The following is an 18,280-nucleotide window of genomic DNA, read 5'->3' as shown; positions in this document are numbered from 1 at the left end:
CCCCACCAGTCGACTGTCACCAACGTGATGGCCGGGTACACCTAGAGTGGTTCTCCGTGAGCACGAGCGGGCGCGTCGTCAAGCGCATCCTCATCGGCCGCGCCATGCGCAGCGACCGACTGTCCGAGACCCTGCTGCCCAAGAAGTTGGCGCTGCCGGTCTTCGCCAGCGATGCGCTCTCGTCGGTGGCCTATGCCCCCGACGAGATCCTGCTGACCCTGGGCATGGCTGGTGGTGCCCTCGCGGTGACCCAGTCGTGGAAGATCGGTCTGGCGGTGGCCTTCGTCATGGTCATCGTCGTCATGTCCTATCGGCAGAACGTCCACGCCTATCCCTCCGGGGGCGGTGACTACGAGGTGGCCAGCGTCAACCTCGGCCCGAAGGCCGGTCTGACCGTGGCCAGCGCGCTCCTCGTCGACTACGTCCTGACCGTCGCCGTCTCGGTGAGCTCCGGCGTCCAGAACGCCGCCACCGCGCTGCCCTTTCTGCGTGGGCACGAGGCCATCACGGCGGTCGTCATCGTCGCGCTGCTGACGGCGATGAACCTGCGTGGTGTTCGAGAGTCGGGCAGCGCCTTCGCCGTCCCGACCTATTTGTTCATGGGCGCCGTCATCGGGATGGCCGGTGTGGGCTTCTTCCGCTCCGCGATGGGCAACCTGCCACTGGCCGAGAGCGCCAACCTCACCCTCGCCCCGGAGTCCGGCTACGAGACCTTGGGCGGCTTCGCGATGGCCTTCCTGTTGCTGCGAGCCTTCTCGTCAGGGTGTGCGGCACTCACCGGCGTCGAGGCGATCTCGAACGGCGTGCCCGCCTTCCAGAAGCCCAAGAGCCGCAACGCGGCCACGACCCTGCTGCTCATGGGCACCATTGCCGTGACCATGTTGCTCTCGATGATCGTCCTGGCCCGGCTCACCCACGTGCACTTCGCGGAGGACCCGGCCACCCAGTTGCTGCGCGATGGCGCTCCGGTCGGTGATTCCTACATCCAGCACACCGTCATGGGTCAGGTCGCCCAGGCCGTCTTCGACGGTTTCACGCCCGGCGTCGTCCTGGTCTCCGTCGTGACCGGCCTGATCCTCTTCCTCGCGGCGAACACCGCCTTCAACGGCTTTCCTGTCCTCGGCTCGATTCTCGCCAAGGACGGTTACCTGCCTCGTCAACTGCACACCCGCGGCAACCGGCTCGCCTTCTCCAACGGCATCATCATCCTGGCGGCCGCGGCGGCCGGCCTGATCGTCCTCTACAACGCCGAGGTCACCAAGCTCATCCAGCTCTACATCGTCGGCGTCTTCGTGTCCTTCACCCTGAGCCAACTCGGCATGATCCGACACTGGAACCGACTGCTCGCCGTCGAGAAGGACCCGGCCGCACGCGGTCGGATGGGCCGCTCCCGCATCATCAACGGCATCGGTGCTGCCATGTCGGGCACCGTCCTGCTCGTCGTGCTCGCCACCAAGTTCATCCATGGCGCCGGTTACGCGATCGCGGCGATGGCGGTCCTCTTCGTGCTCATGCTCGGCATTCGCCGCCACTACGACCGGGTGCGGGACGAGCTGGCGGTGCACGAGGGCGACACCAAGGCGCAACTGCTCCCGTCGCGAGTCCATGCCATCGTCCTGGTCTCCAAGATCCACAAGCCGACCCTGCGCGCCCTGGCCTATGCGCGAGCAACCCGACCTCAGGTGCTCGAGGCGCTGACCGTCAATGTCGAACCCGAGGAGACCAAGGCGCTGCAGGCCGAGTGGGACCGACGCGACATCCCGATACCGCTCAAGGCCCTCGACAGCCCTTATCGCGAGATCACCCGCCCGGTCGTCGACTACGTCAAGAGCATCCGCAGCGGCAACCCACGAGACCTGGTCGTCGTCTACATCCCGCAATACGTCCTGGGTCACTGGTGGGAGCAGGTCCTTCACAACCAGAGCGCCCTGCGGCTGCGTGCCCGGCTGCTCTTCACGCCGGGCGTCATGGTCTCCAGCGTGCCGTGGCAACTCGAGGGCTCGGACCAGGCGCGGGAGCGGCTCGACGAGAACCGACCGATGGCCGGCGACGTCCGTCGCGGGTCCTGATGGGGGACCTGTCCGTCGGGGACCGCGTCGAGGTCGAGGTCGGCCCGATCGCCCACGGGGGACATTGCGTCGCCCGCCACGAGGGGCGCGTGCTCTTTGTCCGCCATGCCCTCCCGGGTGAGCGGGTCGTCGCGGAGGTCACCGAAGGTGCTGCCGGTGACCGCTTCCTGCGGGCCGATGCCGTCGAGGTGCTCCTCGCCTCCCCGGACCGGGTCAGCGCGCCCTGCCGGTATGCCGGTCGCTGCGGCGGCTGCGACTTCCAGCACGTCTCGCTGTCGGCGCAGCGTCGCCTCAAGGCAGAGGTGGTGGGCGAGCAGTTCGCGCGACTGGCCCGCCGCGCCGTCGACGTCGCCGTGGCGCCGGTCCCGGGCGACCGGGAGGGCCTGCGATGGCGCACCCGCGCCGAGTTCGCCCTCGACCAGGACGGCCGCATCGGGATGCACCCACACCGCTCGCACGAGGTGCTCCCGGTGGAGGACTGCCTCATCGCGGTGGAGGCGTTGGTTCCGGCTCTCACCACCGACGAGGCGTATGCCGGTCGCACCGGCCTCGACGTCGTCTCACCCGCCGCCGGCGGGACCGTCATCGTGCCGCTTCCCGTCGTGGCTGGTGAGGCCGTGCCGGTCGTGCACGAATCGGTTGCCGGACAGCGATTGACGCGAGACTTCGAGGTGTCGGCACGCGGATTCTGGCAGGTGCATCCGGGCGCTGCCGCCACCTTCGTCGACGCGGCCCTGGAACTGTTGGTCCCGCAACCGGGTGAGACGGTCCTCGACCTCTACAGCGGCGTCGGCGTCTTCACGGCGGCGCTCGCCGAGGCCGTCGGCCCGACCGGGCGCGTCCTTGCCGTGGAGTCCGACGCGGAGGCGACAGTCCACGCGAAGGCCAACTGCGCGGCATACCAGGGGGTGGCGGTGGTGCGCGCGCGGGTCGACGACTTCCTCGGTGTGGCCCGCCCCAAGCGCAGGGGGCCCGGAGGCCAGCGGCTGCGCAAGCTGCCTGCCCGGCATCCCCTCGCCCCACCGCGCGCCGACCGCATCCTGCTCGACCCGCCGCGAACGGGCGCGGGCCAACTGGTCGTCACCGCTCTCACGGCCCTCGAGCCGAAGGCCATCGTCTACGTTGCCTGCGACCCGGCAGCGCTCGCCCGCGACACGGCATACCTGGGGGAGCGTGGTTACGACCTGGTGACCCTGCGCGCCTTCGATGCCTTCCCGATGACCCACCACGTCGAGTGCGTCGCGCTCTTCATGCCGCGCTCGGCGCAGTAGCCGGCCGGGGCACGGCCGGGGCTGCGTGATCACGGGGTGAGGGCCTAGGGTCAGATCGAGCCCGACAGTGTCGACGGTCTGCGACACCTGTGGTTAGATATCTTGATATCAAGATAAATCCGGAAGGAGCCTTTGGTGGCCAGCACGAACAGCTTCAACGCCCACGGCGAGCTGACAGTCGGTGAGCAGTCCTACGAGATCTACCGGATCGACACGGTCGAGGGCCACGAGACCCTCCCGTACAGCCTGAAAGTGTTGCTGGAGAACCTTCTCCGCACTGAGGACGGCGCGAACATCACCGCTGACCACATCAACGCCATCGGTCAGTGGGACGAGAACGCCGAGCCGGACACCGAGATCCAGTTCACCCCGGCCCGCGTGATCATGCAGGACTTCACCGGCGTGCCCTGCATCGTCGACCTGGCCACCATGCGCGAGGCCGTGGCCGACCTCGGTGGGGATGCCTCCAAGATCAACCCGCTTGCCCCGGCTGAGTTGGTCATCGACCACTCCGTCCAGATCGACGTCTTCGGTCGCGCAGATGCCTTCCGGCGCAATGTCGAGATCGAGTACGAGCGCAACGGTGAGCGCTACAAGTTCCTGCGGTGGGGCCAGACCGCCTTCGACGACTTCAAGGTCGTGCCGCCCGGCACCGGCATCGTCCACCAGGTCAACATCGAGCGGCTCGCTCACGTGACGATGGTGCGTGACGGCGTGGCCTACCCCGACACCTGCGTCGGCACAGACAGCCACACCACGATGGTCAACGGCCTGGGGGTTCTCGGCTGGGGCGTCGGTGGCATCGAGGCCGAGGCGGCCATGCTCGGCCAGCCCGTCTCCATGCTCATCCCGCGGGTCGTCGGCTTCAAGCTGACGGGTGCGATGAACCCCGGCGTGACCGCGACGGATGTCGTGTTGACGATCACCGACATGCTGCGCAAGCAGGGCGTCGTCGGGAAGTTCGTGGAGTTCTACGGCGCCGGCGTGGCCGCCCTGCCGCTGGCGAACCGGGCGACGATCGGCAACATGAGCCCGGAGTTCGGCTCGACCTGCGCGATCTTCCCGATCGACCAGATCACCTTGGACTACCTGCACCTGACCGGCCGCTCCGACGAGCAGGTCGCCCTGGTCGAGGCCTACGCCAAGGAGCAGGGCTTGTGGCTCGACCCGGCCGCTGAGCCGCGCTTCTCCGAGAAGCTCGAGCTCGACCTCTCCACGGTCGTCCCGTCGATCGCCGGCCCGAAGCGTCCGCAGGACCGGATCGTGCTCTCGGAGGCCAAGCAGCAGTTCGGGATCGACGTCAAGAACTACGGCGTCGACGGCGACCTGCGTGAGGTCCCGGTCGCTGCCGGTGGCGGCGAGCACCAACACGGTGGTTATGGCCTGAAGGACGGCGCCGTCGTCATCTCCTCGATCACGTCGTGCACCAACACGTCCAACCCGTCGGTCATGATGGCCGCCGCCATGCTCGCAAAGAACGCTGTCGAGAAGGGGCTGTCGGTCAAGCCGTGGGTCAAGACCTCGATGGCTCCGGGCTCCAAGGTCGTCACCGGCTACTACGAGAAGGCAGGTCTGTGGCCCTACCTCGACAAGCTCGGCTACAACCTCGTCGGCTACGGCTGCGCGACCTGCATCGGCAACTCGGGCCCGCTGCCCGAGGAGGTCTCGGCCGCCGTGCAGAAGGGTGACCTCGCCGTCACCGCGGTGCTGTCGGGCAACCGCAACTTCGAGGGCCGGATCAACCCGGACGTCAAGATGAACTACCTCGCGTCGCCGCCGCTGGTCATCGCCTACGGTCTGGCCGGGACGATGGACTTCGACTTCGACACCGACCCGCTCGGCCAGGACGAGCAGGGCAACGACGTCTTCCTCAAGGACATCTGGCCCGCACCCGAGGACGTCGAGGCGACGATCCAGTCGTCCCTGTCGCGCGACCTCTTCGAGAAGGACTACGCCGACGTCTTCGCCGGTGACGAGAGGTGGCAGGGTCTCGACACCCCGGCTGGCGACACCTTCGCCTGGGATGCCGATTCGACCTATGTTCGCAAGCCTCCGTACTTCGACGGGATGCCCAAGGAGCCGGCCCCTGTCTCCGACATCTCCGGGGCGCGCGTGCTGGCCAAGCTCGGCGACTCGGTGACGACCGACCACATCAGCCCGGCCGGCTCGATCAAGGCCGACAGCCCCGCCGGTCGCTACCTCGCCGACCACGGCGTGGGTCCGCGCGACTTCAACTCCTACGGCTCACGCCGCGGCAACCACGAGGTCATGATCCGCGGCACCTTCGCCAACATCCGCCTGCGCAACCAGCTGCTCAACGATGTCGAGGGTGGCTTCACCAAGGCGTTCATCGACGGCGACGGCTTCTCGGTCGGCGACCAGACGACGATCTACGACGCGTCGGCTGCCTACCAGGCGGCGGGTGTCCCGCTCGTGGTGCTCGCCGGCAAGGAGTACGGCTCGGGCTCCTCACGGGACTGGGCCGCCAAGGGCACGGCCCTGCTCGGGGTCAAGGCGGTCATCGCCGAGTCCTACGAGCGGATCCACCGCTCCAACCTCATCGGCATGGGCGTGCTGCCGCTGCAGTACCCCAAGGGTGAGTCCGCCACCAGCCTCGGCCTGACCGGCGAGGAGACCTTCACCATCACCGGGGTCGAGGCGCTCAACGAGGGCACGACCCCGAAGACGGTCAAGGTCCACGCCGAGGGTGCCGAGGGGCCGATCGAGTTCGACGCGGTCGTGCGCATCGACACCCCGGGTGAGGCGGACTACTACCGCAACGGCGGCATCCTGCAGTACGTGCTGCGGTCGCTGGTGAGCTGACCGTCGAGTCATCGAGAGTCCGAATTTGCCTCTGGTCGTGCGCAGGCACGTCCAGAGGCAAACTCGTGTGGTCAGGGCACGACAAGAGCGGTGAGCGGGCCGTTGCCGGCGTTGCGATCTCCCACCGATAGCCGTCCGGGTCCGCGGCATACCCTGACCAGCCGCCCCACTCGCGGCGGATGCCCCACTCGTGCATCCGTCAGCGGGCGAAGAGGTCGAGGTGGTCGCCGACCGTGCACCGCACGCCGATGATGTCGAGGCCACGCCACTGTGCGGCCGCCGCTCGGTACTCACTCATGGCACCCGAGGGTACGCGTGGGCGCACGCGCAGCACCGTTCTCGCTAGCGTGTGGGCATGGCGACGGTTCTTCTGCTCCACTCCGCGCTCGGCCGGCGCCCGGCGATCACCGGGCTCGCGGAGACCATCCGATCCCTCGGCCATGAGGCGGTCGCGCCGGACCTCTTCGAGGGCGCGGTCTTCGACGGTGGCACGGACGGGTATGCCGCCGCGATGGCCCACTTGGAGGCCGACGGCGAGGCGGCCGCGAGTCGGGTCACCCAGGTGTATGCCGCGCTCACCGGTCCGGTGGTCGTGCTCGGCTTCTCCTGGGGTGCTGGCCAGGCCCAACGTCTCGCCGAGACCGAACCTGGCGTGGTCGGGGCACTGCTCGTCGGTGGCGGTGGCCGCTACGGCGGGACGTGGGACGACGGCGGGAGGTGGCGACCCGGCATACCGCTGGCGGTGCACCACGCCATCGCGGACGAGTGGGTGGACGCCGACCCACTGGCAGCGCTCGTCCGGGAGGCCGCAACCAACGGCTCCGACGTCTCCGACTATGTCTATCCCGGCTCCGGGCACCTCTTCATGGACCCAGAGCTGACCACAGAGTTCGACGCCGAGGGCGCCGAGTTGTTCGCCGCGCGCGTGCAGGGCTTCCTCTCGAGGTTTGCCTGATGGCAACCTGGGTCGCCTTCCTGCGAGCGATCAATCTCGGCCCGACGCGCAAGTTCCCGATGTCCGCCGTGGTCGCAGCCACCGAGGCCGCGGGTGGGACCGACATCGCCACTCACCTGGCCACCGGCAATGTCCGACTCTCCTCGACCAAGCGGTCGGCGGCCGCCGTCGCGAAGGCGTTGGCCGCTGCGTATGCCGCGGATCGTGGCTTCGACGTCCCCGTCGTCGTCTTCCGGGCGAGCGAGGTGGCCGAGATCGCGCGCCGGGGCCGCGAGCTGGAGGACGAGCACCAGCCGAAGGGCAAGCACTACGTCACCCTCTTCCCCGAGCCACCGAGCCCCGCGGCGGCACGGGCGATCGAGAGTCTCGACCTGCCGGGGGACCGCTGCGTCGTGGCCGGCCGTGCGGCATACGCACTCCTGGGTGGCGACATCCACGACTCGAAACTGTTGCGGTCCAGGGAGTTCAGGGCCCTGGGCGAGGGGACGGCACGCACGCTCACGGTCCTCGAGGCGGTCGCCCGGAAGTGGGCGGAGTGATCCTCGCGAAGCCTGCCGGTGGGCGAGTGGGATCGCTAGGGTCGAGGTGAAGAGTCGTCGACCACGCCAGGAGCAGCCTATGTCCATCGCCCACCGCACCGTCGGCACCGGACCGCACACGGTCTTCGTCCTCCACGGCTGGTTCGGCTCGGCCGACGGATGGGGCGACTTCCCGGCATACCTCGACGGTGAAGCCTTCACCTGGGTCTTCACCGACAACCGTGGGTACGGTGCGCGCCGGGACGAGGAGGGCGACTTCTCGCTCGACGAGGTCGCCGACGACATCCTCGCCCTCGCCGACGAACTCGGCGTCGACACCTTCTCGATCATCGGCCACTCGATGGGCGGCGCCGAAGTGCTCCGCGTCCTGGCCAAGGCACCTGATCGAGTGACCAAGCTCGTCGGGATCACCCCCGTGGGGGCACAGCCCACCGCGCTCGACGAGGCCGGTGCTGATCTCTTCTACGGCGCTCCCGACGACGACGGTCGCCGCTTCGGGATCGTCGACTTCACCACCGGCAACCGGCTCTCGCCGCGCTTCGTGCAGTCGGTCGTCGATTGGAGCCGCGCGCACAGCACTGTCGAGGGGTTCCGGGGAGCTGTCCAGGCCTGGGCCAATGCCGACTTCCTGGCCGAGATCGAGGGGAACGACACCCCGATGCTCGTCCTGCCCGGTGAGCACGACCCGGCCCTCGGTGAGGCGACGGTGAACCAGACCTGGAAGCCGTACTTCCCCAACGCGACCATCGAGGTGCTGCCCAACGCCGGGCACTACCCGATGTTCGAGACGCCGGTCTGGTTGGCGACGACGATCGAGCGCTTCCTCAGGGGCTGACCTGGGTCAGACCGGCGCCGCGACCACTCCCCGCTGAGTCGAGAGGGAGCAAAACGCGGGCGCGCGGTCCCCGGGCCCGCGATTTGCTCCCTCTCGACGGGTCAGGGGAGGCGGGGAGCCGCGTGCGTGGCTCCCGCAGAGGCCGGTATGCCGCGCCGCCGCAACTCCGCCTCTGCCCTGGCCAGGCCGCCGTGTTCGAGGGCCGCGAGGTCCGAGCGCCCCTCCCACACCAGAACTCCTCGTCGCCGCAACGTCACCGACATCGTCGCGCCGAGGTGCTCGAGGGCCCCGGCGGTGTTGCGGCGCTCCGACGGCAGCGGGACCGGCAGGACGTGCGCGTCGCCGAGCGCGGCATACCCGCTGATGTCGACCTCCCAGCCGGCGAGCGAGCGCCCGTGGAGGTCCCACGTCGTGTCGGTGACCCGGGCGGTCACGGGCGACGTGCCGGGGTTGCCCAGGCGGATGACCGAGCCGTCGGGGAGGCGGACGACGACGGCAGTCACCTCGGTGCGCAACGGCCCGGAGTGCACCTGACCGCCGGCAAAGGCGACGCAGGCACCCGGGTCCGCGAAGGCTTGGGCCTGACCCCACCACCACGCGTCGGGGAAGCCTTCCTTGCCCCAGTTCTTCTCCCCGTACACCGTGGCGCCGTCGAGTGACCACCGCTCGTCGCCGACCTCCGCATCGCCGTGGACCACACCCCCGAGCAGCCAGGGATGCCAGTACTGGTTGAGCGCCGGCACCGACTGGAAGACGCTCGACCCACCGAAGGCGCGGTGCGGCCACGGCGCGGCCTCATCGATCGAGATCCGAAGTCGCGCACCGGGACCCAGATCCACTTCGAGCCGATCGGCGTCAGCGACAAAGCTGCCCACCTCGGTCTCGGATCGCACGGCCAGGTGGTCGGGGGCTGCCCACCCGTCAGGGGCCGCCGCGATCGCGAGCGTCCCCGCCGGGTGGGTCGCGAGTCCCAGCGTCGCCCAGTGTCCGCCGCGAGCGTCGCGGTTGACCCCGATGAGGGCGATGACGACACGGCCGTCGACGGGGTCGGTGATCCGCCAGAAATAGCCCTCCATGGCCACGCCGTGCGCGGGCAGCGGGTCGCCGAAGGGGAGGTCCGCACCCCTGGCGCGATAGCGTTCGAGCGCGGTGCGTATGCCGCGCGCAGCCAATCGGGGGAGTGCGATCACCCGCTCACCCTCCCACGACGACGGTAGCGTCGGGACCATGCTGCGCATCGGGGCCGTCGTCCTCCAAGTGGCCGACACCACGCGGTCCGGGGAGTTCTGGAGCCGGGCACTGGGATTTGAGCGCGGTGCCAACCCCGACTTCCTCGTGCCGCCCGCACCAAGCGACGGTGTGCGCCTCCACCTCGACGAGAGCGACCGCACGCACCTCGACCTGTGGACCGACAGCCCGCGGGAGCAGGCGGCCGAGGTCGAGCGACTGGTCGGTCTGGGCGCGACGCGGGTCGAGTGGGACTACCCGCAGGACGCAGACTTCGTCGTGCTCGCGGACCCGGTCGGCACCCTCTTCTGCGTCATCGACACCAGCCGCTGACGACGACTCAGCCTTCGGACTGCGTGCTGAAGGCGGCGTCGAAGGTGAGCGCCGGTGGGGCGAAGTCCAGCGGTCGCAGCATGGCCAGCGCCTCGGGTGCTCCGCGCAACCGGACCGTCCCGGCGTCCTCCCACTCGATCGAGATGGGGAAGTCGTCGCCGATCCGGCCGGAGAGTTCCTGCTCGCGGGTATCCGCGAGGTCGTCTACCAGCGCCCCCTGCCGCTGGCGACCCAGCACCTGCGCCAGCCTGGCTCTCGACGCCTGAACGCGCCGGGACCGCTCACACCGCAGCCGCCACGTGGGCGACGATGTCGCGCGCGACGGCGGCGCGGGGCCGTGGTCGGTGTCGAGGAGTGGCGCCGTGACCGGTATGACGTGTGCACCAGCGTGTTTCGCCACCAGGTCAGCGAAAAGGCCGGGTGCGAGCAAGTGAGTGACGATCCCTTCGGCGGCGGAAGCCGTCGCGATGGCGGCCTCCACGGACGGGCCGGGCCCACCGACGAAACCGACCATGACCTCGCGCCCCAGACGCTCCGCGAGCCGCTCACCGAGAGCCTGGACCTCCGCCCGCGCGCGGTCGTTCGAGGAGCCCGCCGACGCCAGAACGACAGGGCCGGACCCCGGCAGGGTCTGCGCCGCCTCGACGAGGAGGTCAGTGATCACCGGGCGCATCCCGAGATGCTCCAGCACCCGGGCGCCATGGACGTCGCGGGCGGCATCGAGGACGTCCTGACGGACGTGGACGCCTGCCGACAGGAAGAGGGGCACCACATCCGCGCTCTCCCCCTCGTGCGCCAGCAGGTCTCCCACCCGGGGCTCCTCGACGTCGACATGAGCCAGGAGCACTCGCCGATGGGGTGCCAGCATGCGCACCCCATTGACGAGCTCCCGCACCCGGGCGCGACCGATCGGGGACCGGGTGCCGTGAGCCACCAGGACCAACGCGTGGGCGGCGGTCACCGCTCCCCGGCACCCACTGCGTCCGGCACCGTGGTTGGTATGCCGTCCACTCGCCGGACATTGAGGGTTGTGGGGGCGGCGCGACGGTCGCGTCGGTGGCGGATGACCGCCCACACGACGGCAGCAGCCCAGGCCACCAGCGCCACCGTGCGCAGGGTGCCCGCATTGGCCGCCACGACCTCGACGCTCTTGGTGAGGGTGCGCAGGCCGGTGACGATGACCAGACCGCCGACCGCCACTCCGAGGATGGTCGCTGGCAGACGGCTCACCAACCAGGCGGCGAGCGGCGCGGCGAGGAGACCGCCGACCAGCAGCGCTCCCACGAAGGCGAAGTTGATCCCCGCCGTCCCCAGTCCGATGAGGAAGCCGAGGCTCGCAGAAGCAGTGACGAGGAACTCCGAGGTGTCCACGGAACCGACGACGGTGCGCGGCGACGTCTTGCCCGCCGACACCAGGGTCGTGGTCGTGACCGGGCCCCAACCGCCGCCTCCGGTGGCGTCGACGAAGCCGCCGAAGAGGCCGAGAGGCGCAAGGAGCTTCTTGCCGTGCGGGGAGACCCGAGCGTCGGCCACGCGCGGCGGACGCACCGCGAAGCGGATGAGGATGTAGGCGCCGAGGGCGAGCAGGATCGCGGCCATGACCGGCGCCGAGGCCTCTGTCGACAACTTGGACAGGAAGGTCGCCCCGGCGAAGGCGCCGACGGCCCCCGGAACCCCGAGCCGGGCGACAAGGCGCCAGTCGACATTGCCGAGCTTCCAGTGCGTCAGTGCCGAGGCGATGTTGGTGCCGAGCTCGGCCAGGTGGACCGAGGCACTGGCCACCACTGGCGTGAGGCCGGCGAGGAGGAGAAGTGACGTCGAGGTGACGCCGTACCCCATGCCCATGGCTCCGTCGACGAGTTGGGCGCCGAAGCCGACGAGGGCGAAGATGATGAGCTTACGCATGACGAGTTTCCTTCTGGGACAGTTCTTTCACGGAGTGAGTGCATGCGGTGACAGGGCGACGACGTCGCCGACGACGATGACGGCCGGCGACTCCACGCCCACCGCGGTGGCGGTGGCGGCGATCTCGTCGAGGGTCGCGATGGTCACCCGTTGGTCGGGGAGCCAGCCGCGCTCGACGATCGCCACGGGACATCGCGGGTCCCGACCGCCGGCGATCAGCAGATCCGTGGTCCGCTGCAGGCCGGCAACACCCATGAGGAGGACCAGCGTGTGATCACGGCCGCTGGGCAACGAGGGGATCTCCTCGTGCCCGGTCACGACGGTGAAGCCGCGGGCGACACCTCGATGCGTGACAGGTATGCCGGCCGCGGCGGGCACCGAGATCGCGCTCGTCACGCCGGGCACGACCTCGACCGGTATGCCATGTGCCTCGCACGCGAGGCGCTCCTCACCACCGCGCCCGAGGACATAGGGGTCACCCCCCTTGAGGCGGACGACGCCGTGCCCGGCCAGGGCCTCCTCGACGAGGACCGCGTTGATCTCGTCCTGGGTGACGGCATGCCGCCCCGGCACCTTGCCGACGTCGACGATCCGCACCGAGGCCGGCAGGTCGGCGAGCAGCCCTCGGGGGGCGAGGCGGTCGACGACGACGACATCGGCGGTCGACAGCAGGTGTCGGCCGCGGATGGTGAGCAGGGCATCGGTTCCCGGACCTCCGCCGACGAGCGCCACCCAGCCCGCGCCGTCGCGTCGCCGACTGCGTTGTAGCGCCACGGAACCCGTCGCCAGGTGCTCCGCCACGGCATCCCGGGCGCGCACGGCCAGCCGAGGATCACCGGCGGCGTGGGTCGCGACCGTGAGCGGGCCGTCGGGAAGGGAGACCGTCGTGCGGGCGAGGACCGCAACCGGAGTGGCCCCGGCGTCGCCGGCGTGGACGCACCAGATGCCCACCGTGTCCGCGTCGGTGAGGACGCGGTCGTCGGCGGCTGCCTCACCGGTTGCGGTGTGCACCAGCCGAGCCCCGTCGAGATCGGACACCCCGACGTAGTCACGCTCCAGCCACGCGATCTCGCCCGTCGTCACGAGATCGGTGAGGTCCTCGCAGATCCACGGCGCGATGACCGTGACGATGGCCCCTTCCTCGACGAAGGCCATCACGCGGCGCGCCGAGACCGGGCCCCCGCCGATGGCGACGACACGCCGACCGGTGAGGTCGAGGGCGACGGGAAGGGCCATGACTCAGCCCGCCACGAGCCCGGCGGCCAGCGTGTTGCCGTCGCTGGGGTCGAGGAGGAGGAAAGCGCCCCCGTGGCGCGACACGGCATACGGGAGCACCGGGAGGGGTTCGGCGGCGACCAACTCGACGGCACCGATGTCGTTGAGTGACAGCACATCCGTCGCATGCTGCTCGAGCGCGTCGAGGTCCAGTCGCCCCGTGAGGGCACGGATGATCACTGGCACGGTCCGCGTTCCGTGCTTGAGCAGCAGGCGGGCCCCCGGGCGAAGGGGAGTGTCGGCGAGCCACGTCAAAGTGGCGGTGAACTCGCGCACGGCCGGCGCTGCCGTGACCGCGGAAATGACGTCGCCGCGGCTGACGTCGATGTCGTCGTCGAGCTCGACCGTCACCGACTGCGGTGCGGCCGCCTCCTCGATGTTCCGATCACCCAGCCACAGTCCGGCCACGCGCGTCCGCCGCCCCGAGGGCAGCACCTGCACCTCGTCCCCGCGACGCAGAACGCCCGAGTCGAGCCGGCCGGCATACCCCCGGAAATCGGGATCGGCACCGGGGCGCACCGCGCCCTGGGGGCGGATGACGAGTTGGACCGGGAGCCTGGCCTCACCATCGGAGACCTCACCGACGGGCAGGGACTCGAGCACCTCGAGCAGGCTGGGGCCGGAGTACCAACTCGTCGTCGCGGACCGGTCGACGACGTTGTCGCCGTGCAACGCCGACACCGGAATGGCTCGAAGATCGGCCAGCCCGAGGCCGAGGGCCACCTCGGCGGCGCCGGCGGCCACCTCGAGGAAGCGTGCCTCGGCGTCATCGACGAGGTCGATCTTGTTGACGGCGAGGATCACGTGCGGCACGCGCAACAGGGCGGCGACGGCCAGGTGGCGGCGGGTCTGCTCGACCACGCCCTTGCGGGCATCGACGAGGAGGACGACGACATCGGCGGTGCTCGCCCCGGTGACGGTGTTGCGCGTGTACTGGACATGGCCGGGGCAGTCGGCCAGGACGAAGGACCGCTTCTCGGTCGCGAAGTAGCGGTAGGCGACATCGATCGTGATGCCCTGCTCGCGCTCGGCACGCAGGCCATCGGTGAGCAGGGCGAGGTCGGCGCCGGTCAGTCCGCGGTCACGGCTGATTCGCTCGACGGCGTCCCACTGGTCGGCGAGGATCGCCTTGGAGTCGTGGAGCAGCCGGCCCACGAGGGTGGACTTGCCGTCGTCGACGGAGCCGGCCGTGGCCAGGCGCAACATGGTTGATTGGTGTGTCATCTCGGGGTCCTCGCGGCGTGTCGGAGCGACGAGAGAGCGCTGAACGTCGTGGGCATCAGAAGTAGCCCTCCTTCTTGCGGTCCTCCATGGCGGCCTCCGAGATCCGGTCATCGGCGCGGGTCGCTCCGCGCTCGGTGAGCGTGGAGGCAGCCACTTCGGCGACGACCTCGGCGACGGTAGCGGCGGGGGAGTCGACGGCGCCCGTACAGGACATGTCGCCGACGGTCCGGTAGCGCACGGTGCGCACGCTGACCTGCTCGTGGTCACGCGGCGTGCTGTGCGGACCGACGGCGAGCCACATCCCGTCGCGCTCGAAGACCTCGCGTTCGTGGGCGTAGTAGAGCGCCGGCAACTCGATACCCTCGCGCTCGATGTAGCGCCACACGTCGAGCTCGGTCCAGTTCGACAGCGGGAAGGCGCGCACGTGCTGGCCGGTGCGGTGGCGCGGGTTGAGCAGGTTCCAGAGTTCCGGCCGCTGGTTGCGTGGGTCCCACTGGCCGAAGTCGTCGCGCAGGCTGATGATCCGCTCCTTGGCGCGCGCCTTCTCCTCGTCGCGGCGGCCACCCCCGAAGACGCCGTCGAAGCGGCCCTGACCGATGGCGTGGAGCAGCGGCTGCGTCTGGAGCGGGTTGCGGGTGCCGTCGGCCCGCTCCCGCAGGCGGCCGTCGTCGATCCAGTCCTGAACGTGCTCGACGACCAGACGGAGGCCGAGTTGCTCGACGGTGCGGTCGCGGAAGGCGAGCACCTCCGGGAAGTTGTGTCCGGTGTCGATGTGCAGCACCGGGAAGGGGATCGGCGCCGGCCAGAAGGCCTTGACGGCCAGGTGCAGCATCACGACCGAGTCCTTCCCGCCGCTGAAGAGCAGCACCGGGCGCTCGAGCTCACCGGCCACCTCGCGGATCACGTGGATCCCCTCGGCCTCCAGCAGGTCCAGTTGCGTGAGTGGGGTATGCCGCGCGCTCCCCGCCGCTGCGTACGCGGAACTCGTCGTGACAGCGCCGGAACTCGCGGACGCAAGGGTGATGGTCATGTGTGGATCCCGCATTCGGTCTTGGCCAGGCCGGCCCAACGGCCGGATCGGGGGTCGGCGCCGTCCTCGACGGGCTGAGTACAGGGCTCGCAGCCGATCGACGGATAGCCCTGTGAGAGAAGGAGATTGAGCGGTACGGCATGCGTGCCGGCATACGACGTGAGGTCGTCGAAGGTCCACGCCGCGAGCGGGTTGACCTTGATCAGGCCGTGTCGCTCGTCGAAGTCGACCAGCTGGGTCGTCGTCCGGGTCGGTGCCTCCTCACGCCGCACGCCGGTCACCCATGCGTCGTAGCCGGCGAGTGCACCTGCCAGCGGCTCCATCTTGCGGATCGCACAGCAGCGCGCCGGGTCGCGGGCGAAGAGGTCGGGGCCGTACTCCGTGGCCTGCTCCTTCAGGGTGAGCGTCGGGAGGACGTCGATGACGTTGACGTCGAGCCGTTGGGCCACCTCGTCGCGCGCAATTCGGGTTTCGATGAAGTGATAGCCGGTGTCCAGGAAGAGCACGTCCACCCCCGGCACCTGTTGCGAGACCAGGTGGGGGAGAACACCATCGGCCATGGAGCAGGCCACTGCCACCTGGCTGCCCACTCGCTCGGCGAGCCAGCGCACGATCTCGTCGGCGCTCACCTCGCCGAGGTCGGCGCCCTCTGCGGCGAGAGCACGCAACTCGTCGGCGCTGCGCGTGCGCCCCGTCCTGGTCGTCGGTGTTGTGGTGGTCGTCGAGGTCGTCATGACAAGGCCTCCTCATCGGCGCGGTGCGCCCATTGGGCGAAGGATTCATCGGGCTCGCGGGCAGCGACAAAACGGCGGGTGAGGCGCTCCACGTAGTCGGCGAGTTCGGTCGCCGGCACCTTGAGGCCACGCACGGTCCGGCCCAGTCCGGCCTCCTCGCGCCCCTCGCCGGCGAGTCCGCCACCCAGGTGCACCTGGTAGCCGGCGACCTGCTCGCCGTCGACGGTGATCACCTGGCCCTTGAGGCCGATGTCGGCTGTCTGGATCCGGGCGCACGAGTTGGGGCAGCCGTTGAGGTTCAGGGCGATCGGCCGATCGAGCTGGACATCGGCCAGCCGCTGCTCGAGGTCACGGATGACCTCGGTCGCGGTGTCCTTGGTGTCGACGATCGCCAGCTTGCAGAACTCGATGCCGGTGCAGGCCATCGTCGCGCGCCGGAACGGGCTCGGGGTTGCGGTCAGGCCGAGACCCTGCAGTCCGGCGACGAGGTCGTCCACGCCGTCGGCCGGCACGTCGAGAATGACGAGCTTCTGGAAGGCGGTGAAGCGCACACGGCCGGCGCCGACCCGATCCATGAGGTCGGCGAGCCCGGCCAGGGTGCTGCCTCCGACCCGGCCGACCGTGGGAGCCGCACCGACGTAGAAGCGTCCGTCCTTCTGGGCGTGGACCCCGACGTGGTCGCCGGGGACGGCCGGCACCTCGGGGGCCGGCCCGTCGGGCAGGCCGTGCCCGAGGTATTCGTCCTCGAGCACCTGGCGGAAGCGCTCGACGCCCCAGTCGGCGAGGAGGAACTTCAGACGGGCCTTGTTGCGCAGGCGGCGATAGCCGTAGTCGCGGAAGATCTTGATGACGCTGTGCCACACCTCCGCTGCCTCGTCCTCGCTGACGAAGACACCGATCCGCTCGGCCAGCCGTGGCGCGGTGGACAGACCGCCGCCGACCCAGAGGTCGTACCCCGGGCCCAAGTCTGGATGGACGACGCCGACGAGGGAGATGTCGTTGATCTCGTGGACGACGTCGAGGCTCGGGTGGCCGGTGACGGCGGTCTTGAACTTGCGGGGGAGATTGGCCAGGTCGGGGTCCCCGATGAAGCGGCGCTTGATCTCGAGAATGACCGGGGTTGGGTCGATGATCTCGTCGGCGGCGATGCCGGCCACCGGGCTGCCGAGGAAGCCACGAGGGGAGTCGCCGCAGGCGGTGGTCGTCTCGAGCCCCACGGACTCCAGGCGCCGCCAGATCTCGGGCACGTCCTCGATGCGGATCCAGTGATATTGGATGTTCTGGCGGTCGCTGATGTCGGCGCTGCCGCGGGCGAACTCGCTCGAGATGTCCCCGAGAACGCGCAGCGCCCGGGTGTCGAGGGCCTGGCCGTCGGTGCGCACGCGGAGCATGAAGTACTTGTCCTCGAGCTCCTCCGGCTCCAGGGAGGCGGTGCGCCCACCGTCGATGCCGGGTTTGCGTTGGGTGTAGAGGCCCCACCAGCGAAAGCGCCCCCGCAGGTCCTCGGACGGGATCGCGTCGAAGCCCTCCTTGGCGTAGATCGTCTCGATCCGCTCTCGCACCTCCAGTGGGGGCCCTTCGGCCTTGAAGACCTCGTTGCCGTTGAGCGGCTCGTGACCGTCCACGGCCCACTGGCCGTTGCTGCGACCCTCACGGGGGCCGCGCAGCGCGCGCTCCGTTCGGGCGGGGGCAAGCGTCATGGAAGGACTCCTGGGTGAGTGGGGGGTCCGCGGCACGGGCGCTCGCAAGCAACCGAACGGTCGGACGCAAAGGGGTCGGGGCGGAGGCGGGTGGCCCGTCAGCGACACATGAGATTGGAGGCCACACGAAGGAGGTCGACATGGCGGCGCTTGGTGCAGCGCACGGACCGATCACTTCGCATGATGAAAACCATAACAGTGCCTTATGGGGAGGCCGCGACGGTCCACGATGTGGATGGCAGGGGTGGGGGATGCCTACAATCGAACGCATGTTCGATCCGTCGGCCACGGCGCCACCCCCACGTCGGGCCGCCAGCCCCGGCTCGCCGGGTGCTGCACGCGGTGGGCCGCCGGGGTGGC

The 18,280-nt window shown here is 69.8% G+C and carries 16 protein-coding genes; 7 read left to right on the top strand and 9 right to left on the bottom strand.

The annotated features are described in order from the left end of the window. The first annotated feature begins 56 nt into the window (after positions 1-56). From BN10_RS11005 to BN10_RS10980, 6 genes are all read left to right on the top strand, one after another. On the top strand, positions 57-2,069 hold the full coding sequence (locus BN10_RS11005; protein ID WP_010851321.1) for an APC family permease: 2,013 nt from the start codon (positions 57-59) through the stop codon (positions 2,067-2,069). Then, entirely contained in the window at positions 2,069-3,340 is a 1,272-nt protein-coding gene (locus BN10_RS11000) for a class I SAM-dependent RNA methyltransferase (RefSeq protein WP_010851320.1), read from the top strand. Before BN10_RS11005 ends, BN10_RS11000 begins: the two co-directional genes overlap by 1 nt. Positions 3,341-3,475: 135 nt before the next feature. After that, positions 3,476-6,163: an aconitate hydratase AcnA gene (acnA, locus tag BN10_RS10995; RefSeq protein ID WP_010851319.1), complete on the top strand. Its 2,688-nt coding sequence runs from the start codon at positions 3,476-3,478 to the stop codon at positions 6,161-6,163. Between the two features lie 355 nt (positions 6,164-6,518). Then, positions 6,519-7,118, top strand: coding sequence for a dienelactone hydrolase family protein (locus BN10_RS15780; protein ID WP_010851318.1), 600 nt, complete (start codon positions 6,519-6,521; stop codon positions 7,116-7,118). Continuing rightward, positions 7,118-7,657, top strand: coding sequence for a DUF1697 domain-containing protein (locus tag BN10_RS10985; protein WP_010851317.1), 540 nt, complete (start codon positions 7,118-7,120; stop codon positions 7,655-7,657). The genes BN10_RS15780 and BN10_RS10985 overlap by 1 nt, the downstream gene beginning before the upstream one ends. Before the next feature lie 79 nt (positions 7,658-7,736). Further along, on the top strand, positions 7,737-8,492 hold the full coding sequence (locus BN10_RS10980; protein ID WP_010851316.1) for an alpha/beta fold hydrolase: 756 nt from the start codon (positions 7,737-7,739) through the stop codon (positions 8,490-8,492). Between the two features lie 101 nt (positions 8,493-8,593). Here BN10_RS10980 and BN10_RS10975 read toward each other — a convergent pair whose 3' ends face one another. After that, complete coding sequence (locus BN10_RS10975; protein WP_010851315.1) at positions 8,594-9,682, bottom strand: tocopherol cyclase family protein; 1,089 nt, start codon at positions 9,680-9,682, stop codon at positions 8,594-8,596. Between the two features lie 37 nt (positions 9,683-9,719). Here BN10_RS10975 and BN10_RS10970 point away from each other — a divergent pair, with 37 nt between their 5' ends. Then, a complete protein-coding gene (locus BN10_RS10970; protein ID WP_010851314.1) occupies positions 9,720-10,052 on the top strand; it encodes a VOC family protein in 333 nt (110 codons plus the stop codon). 7 nt (positions 10,053-10,059) lie between these two features. Here BN10_RS10970 and BN10_RS15775 read toward each other — a convergent pair whose 3' ends face one another. The 8 genes from BN10_RS15775 to BN10_RS18290 all read right to left on the bottom strand — a co-directional run bounded on the left by BN10_RS15775 (position 10,060) and on the right by BN10_RS18290 (position 18,102). After that, complete coding sequence (locus tag BN10_RS15775; RefSeq protein WP_010851313.1) at positions 10,060-11,013, bottom strand: sirohydrochlorin chelatase; 954 nt, start codon at positions 11,011-11,013, stop codon at positions 10,060-10,062. Continuing rightward, positions 11,010-11,957, bottom strand: a complete 948-nt coding sequence (locus tag BN10_RS10960) for a sulfite exporter TauE/SafE family protein (protein ID WP_010851312.1) — start codon at positions 11,955-11,957, stop codon at positions 11,010-11,012. The genes BN10_RS15775 and BN10_RS10960 overlap by 4 nt, the downstream gene beginning before the upstream one ends. 27 nt (positions 11,958-11,984) lie before the next feature. Further along, positions 11,985-13,193, bottom strand: coding sequence for a uroporphyrinogen-III C-methyltransferase (gene cobA / locus BN10_RS10955; protein ID WP_010851311.1), 1,209 nt, complete (start codon positions 13,191-13,193; stop codon positions 11,985-11,987). A 3-nt stretch (positions 13,194-13,196) separates the two neighbouring features. After that, a complete protein-coding gene (locus tag BN10_RS10950) occupies positions 13,197-14,456 on the bottom strand; it encodes a sulfate adenylyltransferase subunit 1 (RefSeq protein WP_010851310.1) in 1,260 nt (419 codons plus the stop codon). Between the two features lie 55 nt (positions 14,457-14,511). Continuing rightward, a complete protein-coding gene (gene cysD / locus BN10_RS10945) occupies positions 14,512-15,486 on the bottom strand; it encodes a sulfate adenylyltransferase subunit CysD (RefSeq protein ID WP_010851309.1) in 975 nt (324 codons plus the stop codon). After that, entirely contained in the window at positions 15,483-16,220 is a 738-nt protein-coding gene (locus tag BN10_RS10940; RefSeq protein WP_010851308.1) for a phosphoadenylyl-sulfate reductase, read from the bottom strand. The genes cysD and BN10_RS10940 overlap by 4 nt, the downstream gene beginning before the upstream one ends. Continuing rightward, positions 16,217-17,920: a nitrite/sulfite reductase gene (locus tag BN10_RS10935; RefSeq protein WP_010851307.1), complete on the bottom strand. Its 1,704-nt coding sequence runs from the start codon at positions 17,918-17,920 to the stop codon at positions 16,217-16,219. Before BN10_RS10935 ends, BN10_RS10940 begins: the two co-directional genes overlap by 4 nt. A gap of 98 nt (positions 17,921-18,018) precedes the next feature. After that, on the bottom strand, positions 18,019-18,102 hold the full coding sequence (locus tag BN10_RS18290) for a putative leader peptide (RefSeq protein ID WP_367336733.1): 84 nt from the start codon (positions 18,100-18,102) through the stop codon (positions 18,019-18,021). Between the last annotated feature and the right edge of the window lie 178 nt (positions 18,103-18,280).

Origin of the sequence: Phycicoccus elongatus Lp2 (genome assembly GCF_000367525.1) — a bacterium.
Lineage (GTDB): Bacteria > Actinomycetota > Actinomycetes > Actinomycetales > Dermatophilaceae > Phycicoccus_A > Phycicoccus_A elongatus.
This window is presented reverse-complemented; position numbering and strand designations above follow the sequence as displayed.

Excerpts from the sequence above, each read along its gene's own strand:
- BN10_RS10940 (WP_010851308.1), bottom strand. The coding sequence starts at position 16,220 with ATGACGACCTCGACGACCACCACAACACCGACGACCAGGACGGGGCGC.
- BN10_RS10985 (WP_010851317.1), top strand. The coding sequence starts at position 7,118 with ATGGCAACCTGGGTCGCCTTCCTGCGAGCGATCAATCTCGGCCCGACG.
- cysD (WP_010851309.1), bottom strand. The coding sequence starts at position 15,486 with ATGACCATCACCCTTGCGTCCGCGAGTTCCGGCGCTGTCACGACGAGT.
- BN10_RS10970 (WP_010851314.1), top strand. The coding sequence starts at position 9,720 with ATGCTGCGCATCGGGGCCGTCGTCCTCCAAGTGGCCGACACCACGCGG.
- BN10_RS11000 (WP_010851320.1), top strand. The coding sequence starts at position 2,069 with ATGGGGGACCTGTCCGTCGGGGACCGCGTCGAGGTCGAGGTCGGCCCG.
- BN10_RS10980 (WP_010851316.1), top strand. The coding sequence starts at position 7,737 with ATGTCCATCGCCCACCGCACCGTCGGCACCGGACCGCACACGGTCTTC.
- BN10_RS10935 (WP_010851307.1), bottom strand. The coding sequence starts at position 17,920 with ATGACGCTTGCCCCCGCCCGAACGGAGCGCGCGCTGCGCGGCCCCCGT.
- BN10_RS15780 (WP_010851318.1), top strand. The coding sequence starts at position 6,519 with ATGGCGACGGTTCTTCTGCTCCACTCCGCGCTCGGCCGGCGCCCGGCG.
- BN10_RS10950 (WP_010851310.1), bottom strand. The coding sequence starts at position 14,456 with ATGACACACCAATCAACCATGTTGCGCCTGGCCACGGCCGGCTCCGTC.
- BN10_RS18290 (WP_367336733.1), bottom strand. The coding sequence starts at position 18,102 with ATGCGAAGTGATCGGTCCGTGCGCTGCACCAAGCGCCGCCATGTCGAC.
- BN10_RS10960 (WP_010851312.1), bottom strand. The coding sequence starts at position 11,957 with ATGCGTAAGCTCATCATCTTCGCCCTCGTCGGCTTCGGCGCCCAACTC.
- cobA (WP_010851311.1), bottom strand. The coding sequence starts at position 13,193 with ATGGCCCTTCCCGTCGCCCTCGACCTCACCGGTCGGCGTGTCGTCGCC.